At 67.5% G+C, this 19,404-nt stretch carries 15 protein-coding genes; 8 read left to right on the top strand and 7 right to left on the bottom strand.

From position 1 onward, the window contains the following. Nucleotide 1 precedes the first annotated feature (1 nt). Nucleotides 2-1,168 carry a glycerophosphodiester phosphodiesterase family protein gene (locus tag LC060_RS00335; RefSeq protein ID WP_226631833.1) on the top strand — a complete coding sequence of 389 codons (1,167 nt, stop codon included), beginning with the start codon at nucleotides 2-4 and terminating at the stop codon, nucleotides 1,166-1,168. Between the two features lie 133 nt (nucleotides 1,169-1,301). Here the strand turns inward: LC060_RS00335 and LC060_RS00330 are convergent, their stop codons facing one another. Beyond that, the gene (locus LC060_RS00330) at nucleotides 1,302-2,363 is read right to left on the bottom strand and encodes a VacJ family lipoprotein (RefSeq protein ID WP_226631832.1); all 1,062 of its coding nucleotides are present in this window, start codon (nucleotides 2,361-2,363) and stop codon (nucleotides 1,302-1,304) included. Nucleotides 2,364-2,731: 368 nt separating this feature from the next. Between LC060_RS00330 and LC060_RS21000 the strand changes: the two genes are divergently transcribed. Continuing rightward, nucleotides 2,732-5,173, top strand: a complete 2,442-nt coding sequence (locus LC060_RS21000; protein ID WP_226631831.1) for a mechanosensitive ion channel family protein — start codon at nucleotides 2,732-2,734, stop codon at nucleotides 5,171-5,173. 6 nt (nucleotides 5,174-5,179) lie between these two features. On the opposite strand, the gene LC060_RS00320 is transcribed toward LC060_RS21000, so the two are convergent. Next, nucleotides 5,180-6,880 carry a carboxylesterase/lipase family protein gene (locus LC060_RS00320; protein ID WP_226631830.1) on the bottom strand — a complete coding sequence of 567 codons (1,701 nt, stop codon included), beginning with the start codon at nucleotides 6,878-6,880 and terminating at the stop codon, nucleotides 5,180-5,182. Nucleotides 6,881-7,125: 245 nt separating this feature from the next. Here LC060_RS00320 and LC060_RS00315 point away from each other — a divergent pair, with 245 nt between their 5' ends. The 5 genes from LC060_RS00315 to LC060_RS00295 all read left to right on the top strand — a co-directional run bounded on the left by LC060_RS00315 (nucleotide 7,126) and on the right by LC060_RS00295 (nucleotide 13,058). Then, nucleotides 7,126-9,525, top strand: coding sequence for a TonB-dependent receptor (locus LC060_RS00315; RefSeq protein WP_226631829.1), 2,400 nt, complete (start codon nucleotides 7,126-7,128; stop codon nucleotides 9,523-9,525). 112 nt (nucleotides 9,526-9,637) lie between these two features. Beyond that, nucleotides 9,638-10,135 carry a hypothetical protein gene (locus tag LC060_RS00310; RefSeq protein WP_226631828.1) on the top strand — a complete coding sequence of 166 codons (498 nt, stop codon included), beginning with the start codon at nucleotides 9,638-9,640 and terminating at the stop codon, nucleotides 10,133-10,135. 37 nt (nucleotides 10,136-10,172) lie between these two features. After that, nucleotides 10,173-11,357, top strand: a complete 1,185-nt coding sequence (locus LC060_RS00305) for a class I SAM-dependent methyltransferase (RefSeq protein ID WP_226631827.1) — start codon at nucleotides 10,173-10,175, stop codon at nucleotides 11,355-11,357. Then, nucleotides 11,354-11,692 carry a hypothetical protein gene (locus LC060_RS00300; protein ID WP_226631826.1) on the top strand — a complete coding sequence of 113 codons (339 nt, stop codon included), beginning with the start codon at nucleotides 11,354-11,356 and terminating at the stop codon, nucleotides 11,690-11,692. The genes LC060_RS00305 and LC060_RS00300 overlap by 4 nt, the downstream gene beginning before the upstream one ends. Nucleotides 11,693-11,822: 130 nt before the next feature. Beyond that, on the top strand, nucleotides 11,823-13,058 hold the full coding sequence (locus tag LC060_RS00295; RefSeq protein WP_226631825.1) for an MFS transporter: 1,236 nt from the start codon (nucleotides 11,823-11,825) through the stop codon (nucleotides 13,056-13,058). Here the strand turns inward: LC060_RS00295 and msrB are convergent. From msrB to LC060_RS00280, 3 genes are all read right to left on the bottom strand, one after another. Further along, the gene (msrB, locus tag LC060_RS00290; protein ID WP_226631824.1) at nucleotides 13,045-13,569 is read right to left on the bottom strand and encodes a peptide-methionine (R)-S-oxide reductase MsrB; all 525 of its coding nucleotides are present in this window, start codon (nucleotides 13,567-13,569) and stop codon (nucleotides 13,045-13,047) included. The genes LC060_RS00295 and msrB overlap by 14 nt on opposite strands. 64 nt (nucleotides 13,570-13,633) lie before the next feature. Continuing rightward, on the bottom strand, nucleotides 13,634-14,881 hold the full coding sequence (locus LC060_RS00285; protein WP_226633560.1) for an ABC transporter permease: 1,248 nt from the start codon (nucleotides 14,879-14,881) through the stop codon (nucleotides 13,634-13,636). Nucleotides 14,882-14,886: 5 nt separating this feature from the next. Further along, a complete protein-coding gene (locus tag LC060_RS00280) occupies nucleotides 14,887-15,888 on the bottom strand; it encodes an ABC transporter ATP-binding protein (RefSeq protein WP_226631823.1) in 1,002 nt (333 codons plus the stop codon). Nucleotides 15,889-15,975: 87 nt separating this feature from the next. Between LC060_RS00280 and queG the strand changes: the two genes are divergently transcribed. Continuing rightward, the gene (gene queG, locus LC060_RS00275; RefSeq protein ID WP_226631822.1) at nucleotides 15,976-17,043 is read left to right on the top strand and encodes a tRNA epoxyqueuosine(34) reductase QueG; all 1,068 of its coding nucleotides are present in this window, start codon (nucleotides 15,976-15,978) and stop codon (nucleotides 17,041-17,043) included. A 9-nt stretch (nucleotides 17,044-17,052) separates the two neighbouring features. On the opposite strand, the gene LC060_RS00270 is transcribed toward queG, so the two are convergent. After that, a complete protein-coding gene (locus LC060_RS00270; protein WP_226631821.1) occupies nucleotides 17,053-17,844 on the bottom strand; it encodes an FkbM family methyltransferase in 792 nt (263 codons plus the stop codon). Nucleotides 17,845-18,010: 166 nt separating this feature from the next. After that, the gene (locus LC060_RS00265) at nucleotides 18,011-19,327 is read right to left on the bottom strand and encodes an MFS transporter (RefSeq protein ID WP_226631820.1); all 1,317 of its coding nucleotides are present in this window, start codon (nucleotides 19,325-19,327) and stop codon (nucleotides 18,011-18,013) included. Nucleotides 19,328-19,404: the final 77 nt, after the last annotated feature.

Below are 19,404 nucleotides of genomic sequence, written 5' to 3'. Positions count from 1 at the left end.
AATGAACGACACCACACTGTCGCGCAGGACCCTCCTGCGCGCCGGTGCCGGCGCGGCCCTTGCAGGGGCCGCGCCTGGTGCGTTGGAGGCCCGGGCGCAGACGAGCGCCCCGGCCCCGCGCACGGCCCCGGCCAAGCCCCTCCTCATCAGCCATCGCGGTGCCTCCGCGCTGCGCCCCGAACACACTCTGGCCTCTTATGCCAGGGCGATCGAGGACGGCGCCGACTTCGTCGAGCCCGACCTTGTCGCGACGAAGGACGGTGTCCTCATCGCGCGCCACGAAAACAACATCGCCGACACCACCGATATCGCCACACGCCCCGAGTTCGCAGGCCGCAAGGCCACGCGTACCATTGATGGCAAGGACGTCACCGGCTGGTTCACCGAGGACTTCACCCTCGCCGAGATCAAGTCGCTGCGCGCGGTGGAGCGCCTGCCGGTCGAAATGCGCGGGGAAAGCCACCGCTACGACGGCCAGTTCCAGCTCCTGACGCTTGCCGAGATTGCCGACTTCGTGGGCGCCGAGGCCGCCGCGCGCGGGCGCACTATCGGTCTTATTCCCGAACTCAAGCACTCGACCTACTTTCGCGGCATCGGCCTGCCGCTGGAGGAACGCTTCCTCGCAGCGGTGGCGGACAGCGCCATTCTCCAGAACGCGCCCGTCATCGTGCAGAGCTTCGAGGTATCGAACCTGCGATGGCTGCGCCCGCGCATCGCCGGGCAGAGCAACATCGAACTGCTCCAGCTGACCGTGCCGATGGACCTGCGCCCGGTGGACCTCGCCCAGAGCGGCGAGGGCATGACCTACGCGCAGATGCATAGCCCCGAGGGCCTGGCGCGCCTGCGCGACTACGCCGACTGGGTCTCCCCCATCCTGCAGTCGATCATTCCCTTTGGCACGATGGACGGCAAGCCCGGCCCGCTCGGCACGCCCACCGCGCTCGTGCGCGACGCGCACGGTGCCGGGCTCAAGGTCTCGACCTGGACGTTTCGGCCGGAGAATGTCTTCCTGCCCACCGACTACCGCGGCGAAGGCGGCGAGGCCGCGCGCCACGACGAAGGTTCGGTGCGCATGATGCAGGCCTATATCGCGACCGGCATCGACAGCTTCTTCACCGACGATCCCGCGCTCGGCCGCCGCGCCATCGACACGATGCCCAAAGCATAAAGGCAGGATTCAAGGGGCCATCGCCCCTTGACCCCAGAATCGGCGACCTCACCTTCCTCGGCAACGGCAGCGCGCGCGAGGTGAGGTCGACCGTTCGGGGAGCCCGAGGCCGATGGCCCTCGGATCTATTTTTCTATCGGGTACCGTACCCTTCGGGCAGCGGCTGCACGACCGGCTCCGAAACATAACGGATCGTCGGCTCCACGGGCGCTGCGATGACCGCGGGCGCGGCAGGCTCGGGCGCCTCGGGGGTCTCGATCAGTTCGGGGGTGTCCTGGGGCTCGCTGCCTGCCGTCGGCATCATGCGCCCGTAGACCGGCACGACATCGGGCGTGATCCGCCCGTGCAACGCCTCGATCTCGGCCTCGCGCTGGCGCAGGTAGAGCTCGCGATAGGTCGCGTAGGGGTTGTCGGTGTCGCGGATCCGATTGATCTCGTCGTCGAAGGCTGCGCGTTCGCCCAATTGCGCCAGCGTGATCATCGGGATTGCGACCTCGGGCTTGGTGAAGGGCTTGCCCAGCATGGCGGGCGAGGCCAGGCGGTCGATCGAATCGCCGATGAGGTCGCGCACCGTCGTCGGGCCGATGATCGGCAGGTACATGTAAGGGCCCGGCCCGACGCCGTAATAGCCCAGCACATTGGCAAGGCCATTGGGCCGGTAGGGCAGGTTGAAGGGCTTGCGCTTGGCCACATCGATGATGCCTGCCAGGCCCAGCGTCGAATTGATGAGAAAGCGCCCCGCCGTCTCCAGCGCCTTGCCCGGCTTCAATTCCAGCATGTAGGCGGCAAAGACCACCGGCTCCTGGAGGTTGGAGAAGACATTGCGCAGGCCTTCGCGCACCGGATGCGGGATGCCCTTGTTGTAGGCCTTGGCGACCGGCTCGACGACCGCCTTGTCAACCGACTGGACGACCTGGAACGAGGTTTCGTTGATCGCCTCGAGCGGATCGCCCGGAGGCGCACCGGGGCGGCGGGTCACGATGATTTCCGAACCCTGAAAGTCCGGATCGGCCGCCTCGCCATCGTCTGGGGCCGTTTGGGCTTCTGCCGTTTCGGGCACAGCGAGAGGCGCCTGTTCGGCTTGCGGCTCGGCCTCCTGCGCGGCCGGGACGGGGATGTCCTCAGGACCCTGCGCAACCGCCTGGGGGATGGCGGAGCCGATCATCAACGCGGCGGCAGCTGCCGTCAGGCTCATGGGTATCGTCCTTGTCTGGCGGCACATGCCCGCGTTCGCAAAGCGGTGGGCCGGATAGTCGGGCTACGGCTTCGGGGGGGAAGCGTAGCACACATGGGGGAAGTGCCTACCCGGCTATGCGCGAAGCCCCCGTTCGTCAATTGCCCGGGTCAAGTGAGACGGCGTTCCTGGCACGGCCTGTCGATTTCCCGCAACACACGCCAAAGCCCCGGTGAGATGCGCGCGGCAAGCCTGCAACGTGCGCCGCCCGTTTTGCGCCTCGCCGCGCGCAATCTTTTCAAGTCCACACGCAGTTAAGGGGCAGCATCGATTGCAGATTGATGCCATAAGACCAGTTCCTGATACGAAATACACCTATAGGAGAGCAGGTGCTTTCGGCCAGATATCTTGTCCGCTCCGGACTTCGCCCAGACTTCGTTTTCCTTCAGGCCCTGCGCACGGCTAGCCTTGCAGCCCTGCTTCTGCTCGCTGTCGCCGCGGCCCTTGGCACCCCGCCCGCCCGGGCCGCTGCACAGGACGAGGGCGAGGCCGCCGTCGCCGCGCTCATGGAGGATCTTGCCGGACACACCCGCGACGCCCAGGCCCTTCTCCAGCGCGCGCCCGACACCGATCAGACCGCGCAGCTGCGCGCCCTGCGCGCCGATCTTGCCGCCGACCGCGACCGGGCGGTGGCGCTCACCAACGACGGATCGCTCGATCTGCGCATCCTAGAAGCGCAGATCGAGGGGCTGGGCGAGCCGCCCGCCGAAGGCGAGAACGAACCGGAAAGCGTGACCGAGGAACGGGCCCGGCTGGAAGCCACCCTCAGCAAGCTGATGCGCCCCACGCTGCGCCTACAGAGCGCACAGGCCCGCGCCGCCGTGCTGGTCTCCGAGATCGACGCCCGCCTCGCCTCGCTGACCAAGCAGCGCCTCTTCTCCCACGACGTGTCCCCTCTGGATCCACGCCAGTGGATTCGTGCGGGCGGCGAACTCATGGAAGCCTTCGCCACCGCGCAGGCCCGCACCCGCGAGTTCCGCCGGGAACAGGGCGAAGTCTCCATCGCAGGGATGATCGCGGGCAGCCTCGTCGTGATCGTGGGCGTGCCCATGCTCGGCCTGCTGGGCTGGAAGTGGCTGTCGGCCCTTGTCGACCGGCGCCGGGCACGGGCCACCTCGATCGCGAGCAAGCTTGCCTGGACCCTCGCGCTCGATGCCAGCGCCACCGTCGTCTTCGCGATCATTCTGGCCATCTGCGTCACCACCGCGCTCCTGATCCTCCTGCCGCTCATGCCCAAGGATATTGTCGTGGGCATCGTGCCCTCGCTTATCGGGGCGGGCGGCCTTATCGCGGTGGGACGCTGGCTGGGCCGAGGGGCGGTCCTCTCCCCCTTTCCCCAGCTGCGCCTGATCTCCCTGCCGGAAGAAGATGGTGAGAGCGCCAACCGCACGATCCAGCGCCTCACGATCCTGCTCGCGCTGATCTCGGTGCTCAGCAGCCTGGAAAACCACGGCGCGGTAGGAGCCAACGTCTCCCACGTCCTGTCCGCGATCCTCGCCGTGATCGGCGCGTGGCTGCTATGGCACCTCTCCAGCGCCTTCCAGAAGGCGCGGATCGAGGCCGATGCGCAGAGCGTGGCGTCCCACGAGGCCATCGACTTCGCCACCCCCATCTCGCGCCTGATGCGCCTGTTCGGCGCGGCCTCGGTGCTCGCCGCGCTGGTGGGCTATGCCATGCTCGCGCGCTTCCTCTTCGCCTCGACGCTGATCAGCCTCGCGGTCATCGGCATCGCGATCTACTTCCACCGCTCGATCGCGCTGGTGACGGGCCTCCTCGCCACCGGAAAGCTGCACGCCTACCGCCGCGCGCTCCACTTCGTGCCGCTGGCGGCCGGTTTCCTCCTGACGCTGCTGGTGCTCCCGATCATCGCCATGATCTGGGGTTTCAGCGGCGCGGAGATTTCCGACGGCATCCTGCTCCTGCGCAATGGCGTGGACCTTGGCGAGGTGCGCCTCTCGATCGGGGATGTCGCGACTTTCGCGGCGGTCTTCTTCCTGGGCTTCTTCATTACCCGCTGGCTGCAGCGCTTCCTCAAGGTGACGGTGCTTCCCGAGTTCGCGATGGACGCGGGCGCCGAGGCCGCGCTCCTCACCTTCCTGGGGTATCTGGGCATCACGCTGGCCGCGCTGATCGCCATCGCGACGACCGGGCTCGACCTCTCCAACCTTGCTTTCGTGGCGGGCGCGCTTTCGGTGGGGCTGGGCTTTGGCCTGCAGTCGGTGGTGGAGAACTTCACCAGCGGCATCCTCCTTCTCATCGAGCGCCCGGTGAAGGTCGGCGACTGGATCGAGGTGGGCGATAATTCGGGCATCGTGCGCAAGATCGCGGTGCGCTCGACCCATATCGAGACCTTCGACCGCCACCAGATCATTGTCCCCAATTCGCAGCTGATCGCGGGCGTGGTGAAGAATCGCAGCTTCTCGTCCGGCCCTTCGCGCGTGGTCGTACCGATTGGCGTGGCCTACGGCACGGACCTTGAACGCGTGCGCGAGGTCCTGCTCGACATCGCTGCAAAGGATGAAGGCGTGCTGGCCTATCCCGAGCCGGTGGTGATCATGACCGGCTTTGGCGACAGCTCGCTTGACCTCAGGCTCCAGGCCTTCGCTTCCGATGCCATCGAGGCCTTCCTCGCCGGCTCGCGCATGAACTTCACGATTGCGCGCCGCTTTACAGACGAGGACATCGAGATCCCCTTCCCGCAGCGCGACCTGCATCTGCGCACGGTGCCCGAAGCCATGGTGCCTCCGGGCGCGAGCCTGCCCGCCAGCTGACGCGGCCTAAAGCCAGAGCGCATGGTCGCGCATGCGCGCGATGAGATCGGTATTCTGCCGCTCCATCCGGCAGGTGTCGTCGAACACCATGGTCGCGGCATCCTGCGGTGAGGACAGCGGCGCCCACGTCCCGATCCCTGCATGCGAGGGATTTCCGCTACGGGCAAAGGCGATCCAGGCATCGGCCGCGTTCGCGGCCATGGCCTTCGCGCGTGGCCCCGTGCCCGCCGCCTCGGGCGCGATGTCGAGGCTGTCGAAGACCAGCGGCAGCTCGCTGCAGTGGTAGGCGCGCGGCGCGCCGTCGAACTGCGGGGTGATCCAGTCGAAGCGGTAGAGGAAAGCGGGCGCCCCGCCTGCGGCCGACTGCCCTCGCGCCTGTTCCAGCGCGTTGTGGCGGTTGAAGCTGTCCGCCGACATCATCGCCTGAAGGCCGACCGGCTTTTCCTCCGGATGGGCCGCGCGGTAGGCCGCGATCAGCGGAGCGGGATCGCGGAACGCCGCCCCGATCCCCTCGCGCAGATCCGCCCAGGTGCGCTTCTCCGCCTCCAGCGTGAACATCGTCAGGCAGAATTCGTGGCGCACGGTCCCCACCATGAGCGGGATATCGGCGCTGAGCGCCCGGCCTTGCGCGCTATAGGGATCGGCGGGAATGATCGCGCCGTCGCGCACCGGGGCCCAGCCGACAAGATGCCAGATCTCGCCCGGCTTCGCCTTGGCGAACCACTGCCCTTGCGCGGCCTGCGCGGCGGCCTGCACTTGCGCGAGCGGGAGCGACTGGAGTTGCCGCAGGTTGTCCACCTGTACGTCCAGCTGGGAGAGGAGCCCGCGCGCCAGGGGCTCGGTCATCTCGCGGCCGAACAGCTGGCGGATCGAACCGCTCTGCGCGATGGCCTTGTGAAACAGGCCCCTGGCCGCAGGCATCGCGCAGAGCGTCGTCACCTTGAGCCCGCCGCCCGACTGGCCGAAGATCGTGACGTTGCCCGGATCCCCGCCAAACTGCGCAATATTGTCCCGCACCCATTCAAGCGCCAGGACAAGATCCAGCATCCCCGCATTGCCCGAAGCGGCAAAATCCGGATCGGTGCCCAGCGCGCCCAGATCCAGATAGCCCAACGCGTTGAGACGGTGGTTGACCGAGACCACCACCACGTCGCCGCGCCGGGCCAGCGCCTCACCATCGGTCGCGCGGATGGCAAGGCTCGATCCGGTCGAATAGTTGCCCCCGTGGATCCACACCATGACCGGGCGCTTTCCCGTGCCCGCGCCCGTGCCGGGCGTCCAGACATTGAGGTTGAGGCAGTCCTCGCTCTCGACCGAAGGCGTGCCGGGATTGAGGAAGGCCATCGGGCTGGCCGAGGGCCCCTCGCCGGCCTGCGGGCAGATCGCGCCGGGCACCAGGCACAGGCGCGTGCCGGGCCAGGGATCGACCTTGCGCGGGGGCAGAAAGCGCCCCTCGCCCCCGGTGTCGGCCCCATAAGGGATGCCCTTGAAGGTCGCGATGCCACGGCGCTCGTAGCCGCGCACGCGCCCGCCCGTGGTCTCGACCACGAGCCCTGCGGGCGTCGTCAGCGTGGAGGCGGTGCCCGGACCGGCTCCCGTACCGGAGCGCACGCCGGAAGACGCCGCTGCTGCCCCGGCGGACGGGGCCAGCGCCAGCCCTCCGGACAGGAGAAGACCGGCGCTAAGGGCATCGCGGCGAGAGGGCATGGGCAGGCTCCTGGAATGGCCGAAAGGGGCGCCCGCCCAAAGGCAAGGCGCTGTGACACATCCCTTTCTTCCGCCTCCCCCGGGCCAGGTCACGGGGCTGGGGGCGCCATGTTCATCCCTTGAACACGCCTCGAACTTGCAGTTCGGGTGAGGCCCATCCTCCCCTTACCCATGAAACACGCGGCGCATCCGGCAACGGCGGGCACCGCGCAAATGGGGTTCACAAGAAACAGGGGGTAGTGGGCATGGCCCGTCATCACATCGTGCGTACGAGCGCGCTTCTTTCAAGCATCTGCACCGCCGCGCTGCTGGCCAGCGCCCCGGGCACCGCGAGCGCACAGAGCGCCGAAAGCGTGCGGAGCGCACCGGCTTCGGGCGACATCATCGTCACCGCGCGCCGCACCGAGGAGCGCCTGCAGGACGTGCCGCTTTCGATCGCCGCGATCTCCTCGAAGGACATGGCCGAAAAGGGCGTGACCGACCTCCAGGACATTGCGAACTACACGCCGGGCCTGCGCTTCACCGACTTCCTCTCCAAGTTCAATGGCAACGCGGTCATCCGCGGCCTCTCGCAGACCAACGTGCAGAACGCGGTGGGCAACACCGGCGTGTTCATCGACGGGATCTACCTGCAGCGCGGCTACATGGTCGATTCGCAGCTGGGCGACGTCCAGCGCATCGAGGTCGTGAAGGGCCCGCAGAGCGCGCTCTACGGCCAGAACACGTTCTCGGGCGCGATCAACTACGTGCTCAATGAACCCACCGACGAACTGCACGCCAGCGGCCGCGCCTCGGTCGGCAACGGGGGCTATACGGACGTGCGCGCCGCTGTCGGCGGGCCGATCGTTCCGGGCATCCTCTCGGGCCGGATCTACTACGCCACGGCCGACTTCGACGGCGTGTGGAAGAACAATTTTCCGGGCGCGGGCTCGAGCGGCATGGCCGACTTCGGAGGCTACAAGCGCCGCAACTTCTCCGCCTCGCTCAAGCTGACGCCGACCGATGGCATGGCGATCACCGGCACTTACTACCGCCTGACCCGCAACGAGAAGATCCGCGCCTTCTACACCATCGATGGGAACTTGCGCGAGGACCAGCTCAACTGCGGCGCGGTCGGCTCGAACGGCAGCCCCTACTTGTGGTGCGGCAACCTGCCGAGCAGCCCGGCGGGCAAGCGCTCGGGCGAGAACGCGGACCACTATCCCGACGGCCTCTTCGCCGCGCCCCAGCCGGGCATGCGCGCCAAGACCGAGATGTACCACGTCGCGGCCGAGTACGCCTTCTCGCCCGACTGGACCTTCAACTACGACTTCGGGCGCGTGCGCGGCGAGGGCATCGAGCAGTCGAGCTTTGCAAGCAACTCGTACTACCTCGATGAAAGCTCCTTCCGCCTGCCGGGCCAGTCGCCGACGTTCTCGATGCAGCGCGAGGCGGGGCTGATGAAGTACACCAGCCACGACGCGCGCCTTGCCTTCGACAACGGCGGTCCCTTCACCTTCGACTTCGGCTACTTCCGCTCCAAGACCTCGGACGCCTTCCTCTTCGGCCTGCGCCTGGGCATGCAGCCGGGTGGTCCGGTCCTCAGCGACAACTGGGACCCGCTCGACGATGGCGGGGTGATCCTGTTCAACAACCGGCGCACCAACTACAAGATCGACTCCGGATATGGCCGCGTCGGCCTCAAGCTCCTCGACGACCAGCTCACGCTCGGTGCCGAGGCGCGCTACACCCACACCGAGCTTTCCACCATCGACATGCAGACCCCCGATCTGCCCGCGCTGGAGGCCGACTACAACAACCTCACCCCGCGCTTTTCGATCCGCTACGAGCCGAGCATGGACATGATGTTCTACGCGAGCGCGGCCAAGGGCGTGAAGGCGGGCGGCTTCAACGGCTACGTCACCGGCTCGGTCGAACTGCTGCCCGAGGAGCGCGCCTACGGCGAGGAAGTGAACTGGACCTACGAGGTCGGCACCAAGGGCTCGCTGTTCAACAACCGCTTCAACTACTCGCTGGCGGCCTTCTACATCGACTGGCAGAAGCGCCAGATCAGCGCGCCGCCCGCAAACTACGTGCCCCCTGTCGATTCGACGCAAGGCGGCGGTGCGGTGCCCGGCGCCTACATCAGCGGTGGCTCGGCCGAATCCTACGGTGTGGAGCTGACCGCCAACTACCGCGTCTCGACCCCGCTCACGCTCAACGGCTCCTTTGCCTGGCAGCACGCGACGGCCAAGGACGGCGCGGTCGCGCCCACCGCCAGCAGCACCTGCGATGACATCGTGTGCCGCACAGATGGCAATGTCGCGGGCAACTACCTCGGCAACGTGCCGCAGTTCCAGGGCACCTTCGGTTTCGACTACCGCACGCCTGTCAACGATAGCCTCGACTTCTTCATGGGCGCCGACGAGATCTACCGCGGCAAGATGTACGTGGACGAGACCAATACCGCCTCGACCGCGGCCTACTTCCTCACCAACGCCCGCGTCGGTGTCAGTGCGGATCGCTGGAAGGGCTTCTTCTGGGTGAAGAACCTGCTTGACGAGAAGTACGCCGAGGCCTCGTTCGTGGTGCCCTCGATCTTCCAGTACAACGTCAACCTGGGCGATCGCCGCACCTTCGGCGTGACCCTGACCTTCGACTACTGATCCCCCACGCAAGGGACCCGCGCCCGCTACCCAAGGAGGCCCCAAGCCTTCCCGGTGGCGGGCCGGGAGCCTTGCCTCTCCCCCACATCCCCTCCCCGACACAGGAGAGCGCGTGAAACTCCGCCGCTTGACCCGACTGGCCCTGTCCGGCCTCCTTCTGGCCGGCCTTGCCGCACCGCACCTGGCCGCAGCCCAGCCCCCTTCCGATGCCGCCTGGCAGGCCGCGAAGGAGGCAATCTGGGAACGCGAACTGGCGATCTACAACGGCCGGGCAAAGGGCGATCTTTCGATCTACCTTGCCAGCACGGCGCAGGGCTACAAGGCCTGGCCGCCCTATTCGCCCCTTCCCAAGGGCAACGAGGGGCTTGAGGAGACCGGCCAGCGCATGGCGGGCAAGACGCTTGAAGCGCTCGAGATGACCTTCCTCGACCTAGCTCTCCATGGCGAATTCGCGGTCATCTACTACCACACCCACCGCACCCGGCTGGCCGATGGCACGCCTGTCGACGAGCGCTTCGAGGTCACCCACAGCTGGGTGCGCGAGAAGGGCGAGTGGAAGGTTCTGGGCGGCATGGCCCGCGCCCGGCCCGAGCGGCCCGAACACTCATGAGACATTCCCCCATCCCCTGCCCTGTGGAGGCTAGCCGATGACATTCCTAACCCGCCTTGACGATGGCTCCCTCAAGGAAGGTGCCGCCCCGACTTTCGCGCTCTCGCAGCGCGGACGCGCCGGGCTGGAGATCCTGGGCGCGATCCAGACCTTCTCCTCGGGCACGCTGCGCCCGATGGCCGCCGCCAACTTCGAGGAGAACCCGCAAGGGCGCATGCTGGGCGAGGACCACGCCTCCGCCACCCCCGCCTTTTCCGAGCGCGAGCGTATCGCCAAGGCCCGCACCGTGTGCGAGGGCGATGCGATCTACCGCCTCGAACGCTTCTTCCAGCGCTACGTCGCCGAGGAGAACTTCAACCGCGGCATCCCCGCCATCGAGGAACGGCGCGCCGAGTTCCTGGCCTATGACGCGGCGATGGCGCAAGGCTCGGATGCGGCCCCGGAAGCAGGATCGCTGACTCTGGCCGAAGACCTTGCCATCCCCGCCTGGTTCGCCCCCATCGAGTGGCACCTGGAGCCAGGTGGCTGGGATGGCTATGACCTTTACGGCGCGCTCTTTGCCTTTGGCGTGGGCCCTTACGTCTTCAGCAAGGGCGGCTACGCGGCGGTCGGCATCGGCGATGACATCGTCGGCCAGCGCCTCAAGACCATCCGCCAGTTCCCCAAGGACAGCTACGCGCGCATCTACGAGCCGGGCTGCGGCGGGGTCTCGACGCTCAAGGCCGTCCACAGCGTCTTTCCCGAGGCCGAACTGCACGGCGCCGACCTTTCCCCCCTGCTGCTGAAGAACGGCGCGCGCATGGCCGCCCGCTTCGGCTTTCCGGTCCACCTCAAGCAGGCCGACTGCGCGACCGATACCGGGGAGGCCGACGCCAGCTTCGACGGGGTCATCACCTATGCCCTGCACCATGAACTGCCACCCAAGGCCAACCGCGCGCTCTTTGCCGAGCTGTTCCGCATCATGAAGCCGGGCGCGGACATCGTGATTTCCGACCCGCCTCCGTTCCGCGCGGTCTCGATGTTCCACGCCGTCATCCTCGACTGGGACACGCTCCACCGCGAGGAACCCTTCTTCTCGCCCGTGCTGCACGAGAGCCTCGATGCGATGCTGGAGGAGGCCGGCTTCGAAGCCGTGGAATCCTACGCCATCGGGCAGGACCAGTACCCCTGGATCACCCGCGCCCGCAAACCCGAGAGCACCGCTGTGGAGGCCCAGGCATGAACACCCCCAAGACCGACACCGGCCCCGACTATCTGGGCCCCGAAAGCGTCACCGACGTCGCGCGCATGGTCATGGCCCTGATGAGCGAGGTGTGGATCCAGCGCGACCGCCAGATCGTCACCGAATACCTGCTCGAGACGCAAGGGGCAGTCACGCGCCAGGAAATCGACGACTTCGTGCCCACAGGCGACCTTGCCGAGCGCATCGCCGCCGAGCGCCAGCGCTTTGCCAACCTCGTCGCCGGGGCGCCCATCGCGGCCACCCAGCGCAGTGTCTCCCAGATCCTCGAGCGTGCCGGGATGGACGTGCCCACCGCCCGCGCGACCGGGACCTGAGGAGCGGGACGGCGGACCACAACTTGTGACCCCACGCGGTGGAGACGCCGCTCACACTGGTCCGCCGTCCTGAAGCCTTCGGCGCGCTTCGCCTTGCGCCGCCCTGGCCCCGTCCCCATAGGAAGGGGCAATGACCCAGGCCAAGATCTCCCCCGGAACAGGGGCTTACCGCCGCCTGTGCGCGGCCATGCTGTTTGCCGGGCTGTCCACTTTCGCGCTGCTCTACTGCACCCAGCCGCTGCTCCCGCAGTTCAGCGCCGACTATGGCCTCAACGCCGAGGAGGCGAGCCTGGCGGTCTCGCTCGCAACGGGCCCGATGGCCTTCGTGCTGCTGGTGGCGGGCATGATCTCGGAGCGCATCGGGCGGCGGGGCATGATGATAGGCTCCCTGCTGGGCGCCGCCGTCCTGACGGCCCCGCTCGGGCTCCTGCCCGGATGGCACAGCCTTCTGGCGCTGCGCCTCGTGTGCGGGATCGCGCTGGCAGGCGTCCCGGCCGTCGCCATGGCCTATATCAGCGAGGAAGTGGAGGACGCCGCTGTCGGGCGCGCGATGGGGCTTTATATCGCAGGGTCTGCCGTGGGCGGAATGAGCGGGCGCCTGCTCGTCAGCCTGCTCGCCGAATGGTGGGGCTGGCGCACGGCGCTGGGCGCGACGGGCCTTGCCGCACTGGTCCTTGCACTCGTCTTCTGGCGCATCCTCCCCCACTCGCGCCAGTTCACGCCGCGCCGCCAGTCGCTGACGGGCTATGCCAAGGGCTTCGCCGGGCTCTTTGCCGACACCGCGCTGCCCTGGCTGTTCCTTGTCGCCTTCCTGCTGATGGGCGCCTTCATCTCGGTCTACAACTACGCGGGCTACCGCCTGCTGGCCGCGCCCTATGCGCTCTCGCAGGGTGAGGTCGGCCTCATCTTCCTCCTCTACCTGCTCGGCTCGGCAAGTTCCGCGATGGCAGGCCATGTCTCGGGAAAGCTTGGCCCGCGCCGCGCGCTGTGGCCCCCGCTCGTCCTCTTCCTCTTCGGGATCGCGCTGACGTGCGCTCAGGCCCTTCCCCTCGTGATCGCAGGGATCGGGGTCGTCACCGTGGCCTTCTTCGCCGCCCACGCGGTCGCCTCCTCGTGGGTTGGACGCCGCGCGCGCGAGGCCCGCGCGCAAGGTACCGCGAGCTACCTTTTCGGCTATTACATGGGATCGAGCGTCCTGGGATCGGCGGGCGGGTATGCCTGGACCCACGCGGGCTGGGGTGGGGTCGCCCTGTTTGCAGGAAGCCTGATCGCTCTGGCCCTTACCATTGCCGTACGGCTTGCCTTCGTGCAGCCGCTCGCTCCCGCCGTCTCCGGCGTACCCAAGCCGCCGATCAACGCGGAATAAAGCGCATCGCCGCCCCGTTCATGCAATAGCGCTTGCCAGTCGGCCGCGGCCCGTCGTTGAAGACATGGCCCAGGTGCCCGCCGCAGCGCGCGCAGTGAACCTCGGTGCGCGGATAGCCGATCTTGTGGTCGGTGGAGGTGCCGATAGCGCCGGGCAGCGGGCGCCAGAAACTGGGCCAGCCGGTGCGGCTGTCGTACTTGGTGGCCGAATCGAAGAGGTGGTGGTCGCACCCCGCACAGGCGAAGATGCCGCGCCGCTTTTCCGTGTCGAGCGGGGACGAGCCCGCCCGTTCAGTCGCCCCTTCACGCAGGATGCGGTACTCGAGCGGGGTCAACCGTGCCTTCCACTGCGCCTTGGTGAGCTGCACCGGGTAGGTCTTGGCATCGGCTTCCTGCGCCCCGCAGGCCGCCAGCACACCGCTTGCCAGCGCGCTGCCCAGAAAGCCAAGCATACGCCTGCGGCCAGCATCGAAGCCACCCGAAGGCCGCCTTTCGGAACGGATCTGCGCCATGGTCTCTCCCCAATCGCGCGGACGCGGCCACGCCGCTCCCGCCTGTGATTCGCGAGTGGGAAGACTACACCTTCGCGCCTGCCTTGCGCCTGAACAGCGAGCGACGCGCCTTCTTTACCCGCGCAGGGCCCGACTTCATCACCCGCTTGCGGAACAGCGCCGAGCCCAGCCGTACGAGCAGCAGCACCCAGGCGCACTGCGCCAGGACCGCGGGAACATGGGGCAGAAGCGCCGGGTCCTGCGCCGCGCGGGCGAGCATCGCAAAGGGCGCGCTGAAGGGGAAGACAAGCGCAACGTACTCGATGGCCGTGCCCGGCTGCGTCATCGCGTAGCTGGCGAGGAAGAAGACCAGCAGCTGCACCATCGTCACCGGCATCGAGAGCGTCTGCACCTCGCGCACGGTCGTCGCCAGCGAACCTACGGCCAGAAACACCGAGCCCAGCAGCAGGTAGGCCGTGGCGAAGTAGACCACGCCCAGGATGACGAGCATCGGCCAGCCGACCGCCGGCGTGGTGAGCGTGGGCAGCACCGAACTGCCCGCCAGCAGCACCGCGCCCACACTCGCGCCCCAGGTCGCGATACCGACCAGCGAAACGCCAAGCATGGCAAACAACTTGCCCATGAAGACCGCCTCCATGGGAATGGCGGCGGCCAGCACCTCGATGATCTTGTTGCCCTTTTCCTCGACAAGGTTGGAGAGAACCATGCCCGCCAGCATCATCGTCAGAAGGAACAGCAGCGTCTGTGCGCCTTGCGCGGTGGTGAGGCGCCCGCGCCGCTCGGTCGCGCTGCTCGACGTGGTGGTTTCGAGCCGAACCTCGGGCCAGGGCGCAAGTTCACCTGCCTGCGCCTGCGCGGCGACCATCGCGACCGGGCCGCGCCAGCTCTCGATCCGCGTGCGCGGGCCGGTCAGTTGCGGCGCCTCGGCGGTCCCGGAGAGGATCGCGGCAATATTGGCCGCGCGGCCTTCCAACGCGCTGCGCGGTTCATAGTCCTCCCCCTCGGCCAAGGCGTGCACCAGGGTCATGCGCGGAACCGCATCGCCCAGCCGCGCGGCCAGAACCTCGCGCGCGGCGAGGAGGCGGCGCGCCTCGGTCTCGGCCATGACGAGGCCGATCTCGGGGCTCTGCGCGGTCTGCTGGACGCGCTGGCCGACCGAGCCCGCCAGGATCCCGACGAGAACCGGGAACAGTGGCCCCAGGAGGAAGAAGAAGAAGGCGCGGCTGAACAGGATCGCCACGAAATCGCGCCGGGCGATCACCCAGGCCGCCGACAGCGTGGACAGGCGGCCCGAGTGGCCCATTTCCGGCATATCGCTCACGTATCGTTCTCCGAGGCCGCATCCTGCCCCATCGCGCGCGCCGCCGCCTCGCCGGCGATGGCAACGAAGGCATCGTGCAGCCCCGCCCGCTCGATCGAGAGCGAGAGGATGCCCGCCTCGCCTTCGATCAGCGCGCGCAGCAGGGGTTCAATGCCGCTTTCGGGCAGCGGGAAATACCAGAAACGCCCCTCGCGCCGGGCGTCTTGGGGAAGCGCGGCGCGCCAGGCGCCCTCGCGCGCCCGTGTCTCCAGGCGGACCTGCGCCGGGATACGGTCGCGCGCGACGTCGACCGAGCCCGCGAAGGGCACCTTGCCCCCGGCAATGATCGCAACCTCATCGCACAGACGCTCGGCATGGGCGATGACGTGGGTAGAGAAGATGACGGTCGTCCCTTCCGCGGCAAGATCGCGCATCATCGCCTCGAGCCGCCCCTGGTTGAGCGCGTCGAGACCGGAGAAGGGCTCATCGAAAATGACCAGGCGGGGGCGATGGACAAGCGTGCCCAGGATCTGAACCTGCTGCGCCATGCCCTTGGAAAGCTGGCGGATCTGGCGGTCGGCCGCGTGCCCAAGACCATGACGTTCAAGCAGTTCGCGCCCGCGCCGGCGCCCCTCCTTGAGCGGCAAGCCGCGCAGCGCGCCCAGGAAGGCGATGGCCTCCACCGCCTTCATCGCGGGGTAGAGCCCGCGCTCTTCGGGCAGATAGCCGATGGCGTGCGCCACCTCGTGCGGCCGGTCGTGGCCCAGAATCCGGCGCACGCCCGCGTCGGGATCGATAATGCCCAGCACCATGCGCAAGGTCGTGGTCTTGCCCGCGCCGTTGGGCCCGAGAATGCCGTAGACCGCGCCTTCGGGCACGGAAAGGTCGACCCCGTCGACCGCGCGCGTGCCATCGAAGCTCTTGATCAGCCCGCGCGCCTCGATCGCCAGAGGACGCGCACCGTCCGTGGAGGCGGGCCCCTCAGCCGCACTCTCCCGCAATGGCGCATTGCCCGTCATGGGCCTATCTCCTAGTGCACACTCCATATCGACCCCGTTATCTTCGTGCGCGCGCTGCGGCGTGTGAACCCCGTCCATGGAGCCGTCTTGGTTAAGACCGTCCTAAGTGCCCTTCGAGAAGACCTTGAAAAGGAAGCGCGTTCGCTGGGCTTTTGCGCCTTCGGCATTGCCGATGCCGAGGAAGACCCCGAACGCGCCGCGCGGCTCGAAGCCTGGCTGGAGGCCGACATGCACGGCACGATGGGCTGGATGGCCGAGCGCGCGCATCACCGCCGCTCGCCACAGGGCCTCTGGAACGAGGCGCAACGCGTCATTGCCCTTGGCATGAGCTACGCCCCCGCGCACGACCCGCTGGCGCTGGCGGACGACCCCGAGCGCGCGCGCATCTCGGTCTATGCGCAAGGCGCGGACTACCATGACACGGTCAAGAAGGCGCTCAAGCACCTGGCCCGCTGGCTTGTCGCCGAAGCGGACACGCGCGGCCTTGGCGAAGCGGGCGTCAAGGTCTTCACCGACACCGCGCCCGTCATGGAAAAGCCCTTGGGCGCGGCCGCCGGACTTGGCTGGCAGGGCAAGCACACCAACCTCGTCAGCCGTGAGCACGGCTCCTGGCTGTTCCTGGGCGAGATCTACACCACGCTTGCGCTTCCGCTTTCAAGGCCCGCGCGCGATGCCTGCGGCTCGTGCCGCGCCTGCCAGGACGCCTGCCCGACCGACGCCTTCCCCGCGCCCTACCAGCTCGATGCGCGGCGCTGCATCAGTTACCTCACCATCGAGCACAAGGGCCCGGTGCCCGAGGATCTGCGCGCAGGGCTGGGCAACCGCATCTATGGCTGCGACGATTGCCTGGCGGTGTGCCCCTGGAACAAGTTTGCCCAGACAGCCCAAACGATGAAGCCCTTCCTGCCGCGCGCGGAGCTGACCGCGCCCGACCTTGCCGATCTGCTCACGCTCGACGATGCGGGCTTTCGCAAGCTGTTCTCAGGCTCCCCGATCAAGCGCGTGGGGCGCAACCGGTTCGTGCGCAACTGCCTCTATGCGGCGGGCAACAGCGGCTGGAGTGCCCTGCTCCCACAGGTCGAAGCGCTGCGCTCGGACGCCGATGAGGTGGTGGCCGAAGCCGCCGACTGGGCATTCCACCGCCTCACCGCGTGACCGCTGCGCTCAGGCTTCGGGCGCGGCGACCTCGCCGCGATCACCGCTCCTGCCTTCGGCCGCGACGTACCAGCCGTCCCACTGCGAAAACTGGCGAAACACGCGCATGTAGCCCTGGGCCGCAAGCAGCGCGTCGATCGCCGCCTCGTTCTTCGGATTGGTCTCCACCGAGATCAACCGGAAACGGTGGCGAAAGCTGTAGGCGGAAAGGATATCGAGCTCGCTGCCCTCGGTGTCGACCGACATGTAGTCGATGACAGGCGGCGCCTCATAGGTCTCGAGCAGGTCGTCGAGCGAGAGCGTCTCCACTTCGATCTGCGCGGCCCTGCGGCGCCGATCCGCAAAGTGATCGCCATCGGAGAAAGCAGCAATGCCGCTCAATTCGGGATCGTCTTCGTCGGTGGTGAGGAAGGCGACCCTCTCGCCCGAGCGCGAGGACACGCAGCGGTGCTCGATTCGGGCGGCGCGATTGGCGGCAAGATCCCCCTGCCAGATGGGATTGGGCTCGGCGAGAATGCCCGACCAGCCCAGCTCATGTTCCAGCAGCCAGGTGTTCGAGTTCTTCAACCCGTTGGTCGCCCCGAACTCGACGAAGAAGCCCTCCCGCTTCTCGCCCAGTTCATAGCAGACCCACAGGTCCTGCATGATCTGCGATTTCGAGCGTTCACGCCGCGCCATGCAATAGGCCAGGAACTGCAGGTCCGCACTGGCCACCAGGTCGCGCACTTCCGGGCGATGCAGGCGGATCGCGTTGAAGGCCATTCTCTGCAGCGCCTCGCGTGATCCGAGCGTACGGACCACCGACGCGGCTTTCGAAAGTAGAATTCGCCTCACAACACCTTCCCCCTAAAAACACAACATCCTCAGGGAAAGTATATCTACTCAAATATTCACCACATGGAATAATAAAATCGCCTCAAATCCGAAACGATAAAATTATAATACAATGCTCAACATGTACACAATTCTAAACCGTAAAGTCTCTCTCCGTATTGCGCGAGAGGCTGAGCAGTCCAACCAGTGTGAGTACAGCCGCGCCGGAGATATAGAGGCCGACAAAGACCAGTCCGCCCTGGTCGACCAGCCCCTGCGCCACGGCCGGGGCAAAACCGCCGCCGAGGATCCCGCCGACATTAAAGGCGATCGAGGAGCCGGTGTAGCGCACCCGCGCCGGGAACAGCTGCGGCAGAAGCGCGGCCAGCGGTCCATAGACAAGGCCCATGGTGAACAGGCCCATCGCCAGAAACAGCGCGATCACGGCAAGCGAGCCTGCGCCCAGCATCGGACCCATCACGATCCCGACGCCAATCGCGCAGAGCGAACCTGCCAGAAGTACAGAGCGCGAGGACCAGCGATCCGCGGCGTAGCCAGCGACCACGATGCCCAGCGCCATGAACAGGATCGCGAAGAGCTGGACGCCCAGGAAATCCTGCCGGTCATAGCCCAGTTCGCCCGTGCCATAGCCCAGCGCAAAGGCGGTGGTGAGGTAGTAGATGGCAAAGCAGGCGACGACCGCGAAGGTGCCCGCAACTGTCTGGCGCAGGTGGCCCTTGAACAGCTCGAACAGGGGAATGGCCTTGGGCGGCGCAATGTGCCCCGTGGCGTCGAGCGCGTGGCTGTCGGAAAGCTTGAAGCGAATCCACAGGCCCAGCCCGACAAGGACCGAGCTCAAGAGGAACGGCAGGCGCCAGCCCCAGGCCACGAACTGCGCTTCGCTCAGCAGGCCGGACAGGATCAGGAAGAGGCCGTTCGCCGCAAGGAACCCCAGCGGCGCCCCCAGCTGCGGGAACATGCCAAAGCGCGCGCGCCAGCCCGGCGGCGCGCTCTCCACTGCAAGCAGCGCCGCGCCGCCCCATTCGCCGCCCAGCCCCAGCCCCTGCCCGAAGCGCAGGACGCACAGCAGGAGCGGCGCGTACCAGCCGATGCTCTCGTAAGTGGGTAGGAAGCCGATCGCGACCGTCGCGCCGCCCATCAGCATGAGCGAGGCAACCAGCGTGGACTTGCGCCCCACGCGGTCACCAAAATGGCCGAAGAAGGTGGCGCCGATGGGCCGGGCCAGGAACGCGATGGCAAAGCTGGCATAGGCCGCTAGCTGCTGCGCGGAGGCCGAATCGGCGGGAAAGAACAGCGGCCCGAAGACGAGCGCGGTGGCCGTGGCGTAGATGTAGAAGTCGTAGAACTCGACCGCGGTGCCAACGAGGCTCGCGCCCAGCACCCGTGCGTTGCGCCGATAAGGCTCGAGCCCGCGCACCTGCCTGCTTTCCGCGTCCGTCCGCGCGTTCATACCGCTTCACCCCTTGCACGGGTGCGTGCGCGCGTCGACGCCCGCCCCTTCGAAAATTACGAAAGGGCGGGCCTTAA

The sequence above is a fragment of the Novosphingobium profundi genome, assembly GCF_020524485.1.
GTDB lineage: Bacteria > Pseudomonadota > Alphaproteobacteria > Sphingomonadales > Sphingomonadaceae > Novosphingobium > Novosphingobium profundi_A.
The sequence above is the reverse complement of the archived record's forward strand: the minus strand, read 5'-3'. Positions and strand labels throughout refer to the sequence as shown.

Coding starts and splice junctions, on each gene's coding strand:
- LC060_RS00335 (WP_226631833.1), top strand. CDS start 2: ATGAACGACACCACACTGTCGCGCAGGACCCTCCTGCGCGCCGGTGCC.
- LC060_RS00330 (WP_226631832.1), bottom strand. CDS start 2,363: ATGAGCCTGACGGCAGCTGCCGCCGCGTTGATGATCGGCTCCGCCATC.
- LC060_RS00320 (WP_226631830.1), bottom strand. CDS start 6,880: ATGCCCTCTCGCCGCGATGCCCTTAGCGCCGGTCTTCTCCTGTCCGGA.
- LC060_RS00315 (WP_226631829.1), top strand. CDS start 7,126: ATGGCCCGTCATCACATCGTGCGTACGAGCGCGCTTCTTTCAAGCATC.
- LC060_RS00305 (WP_226631827.1), top strand. CDS start 10,173: ATGACATTCCTAACCCGCCTTGACGATGGCTCCCTCAAGGAAGGTGCC.
- LC060_RS00300 (WP_226631826.1), top strand. CDS start 11,354: ATGAACACCCCCAAGACCGACACCGGCCCCGACTATCTGGGCCCCGAA.
- LC060_RS00295 (WP_226631825.1), top strand. CDS start 11,823: ATGACCCAGGCCAAGATCTCCCCCGGAACAGGGGCTTACCGCCGCCTG.
- msrB (WP_226631824.1), bottom strand. CDS start 13,569: ATGGCGCAGATCCGTTCCGAAAGGCGGCCTTCGGGTGGCTTCGATGCT.
- LC060_RS00285 (WP_226633560.1), bottom strand. CDS start 14,881: ATGCCGGAAATGGGCCACTCGGGCCGCCTGTCCACGCTGTCGGCGGCC.
- LC060_RS00280 (WP_226631823.1), bottom strand. CDS start 15,888: ATGACGGGCAATGCGCCATTGCGGGAGAGTGCGGCTGAGGGGCCCGCC.
- LC060_RS00265 (WP_226631820.1), bottom strand. CDS start 19,327: ATGAACGCGCGGACGGACGCGGAAAGCAGGCAGGTGCGCGGGCTCGAG.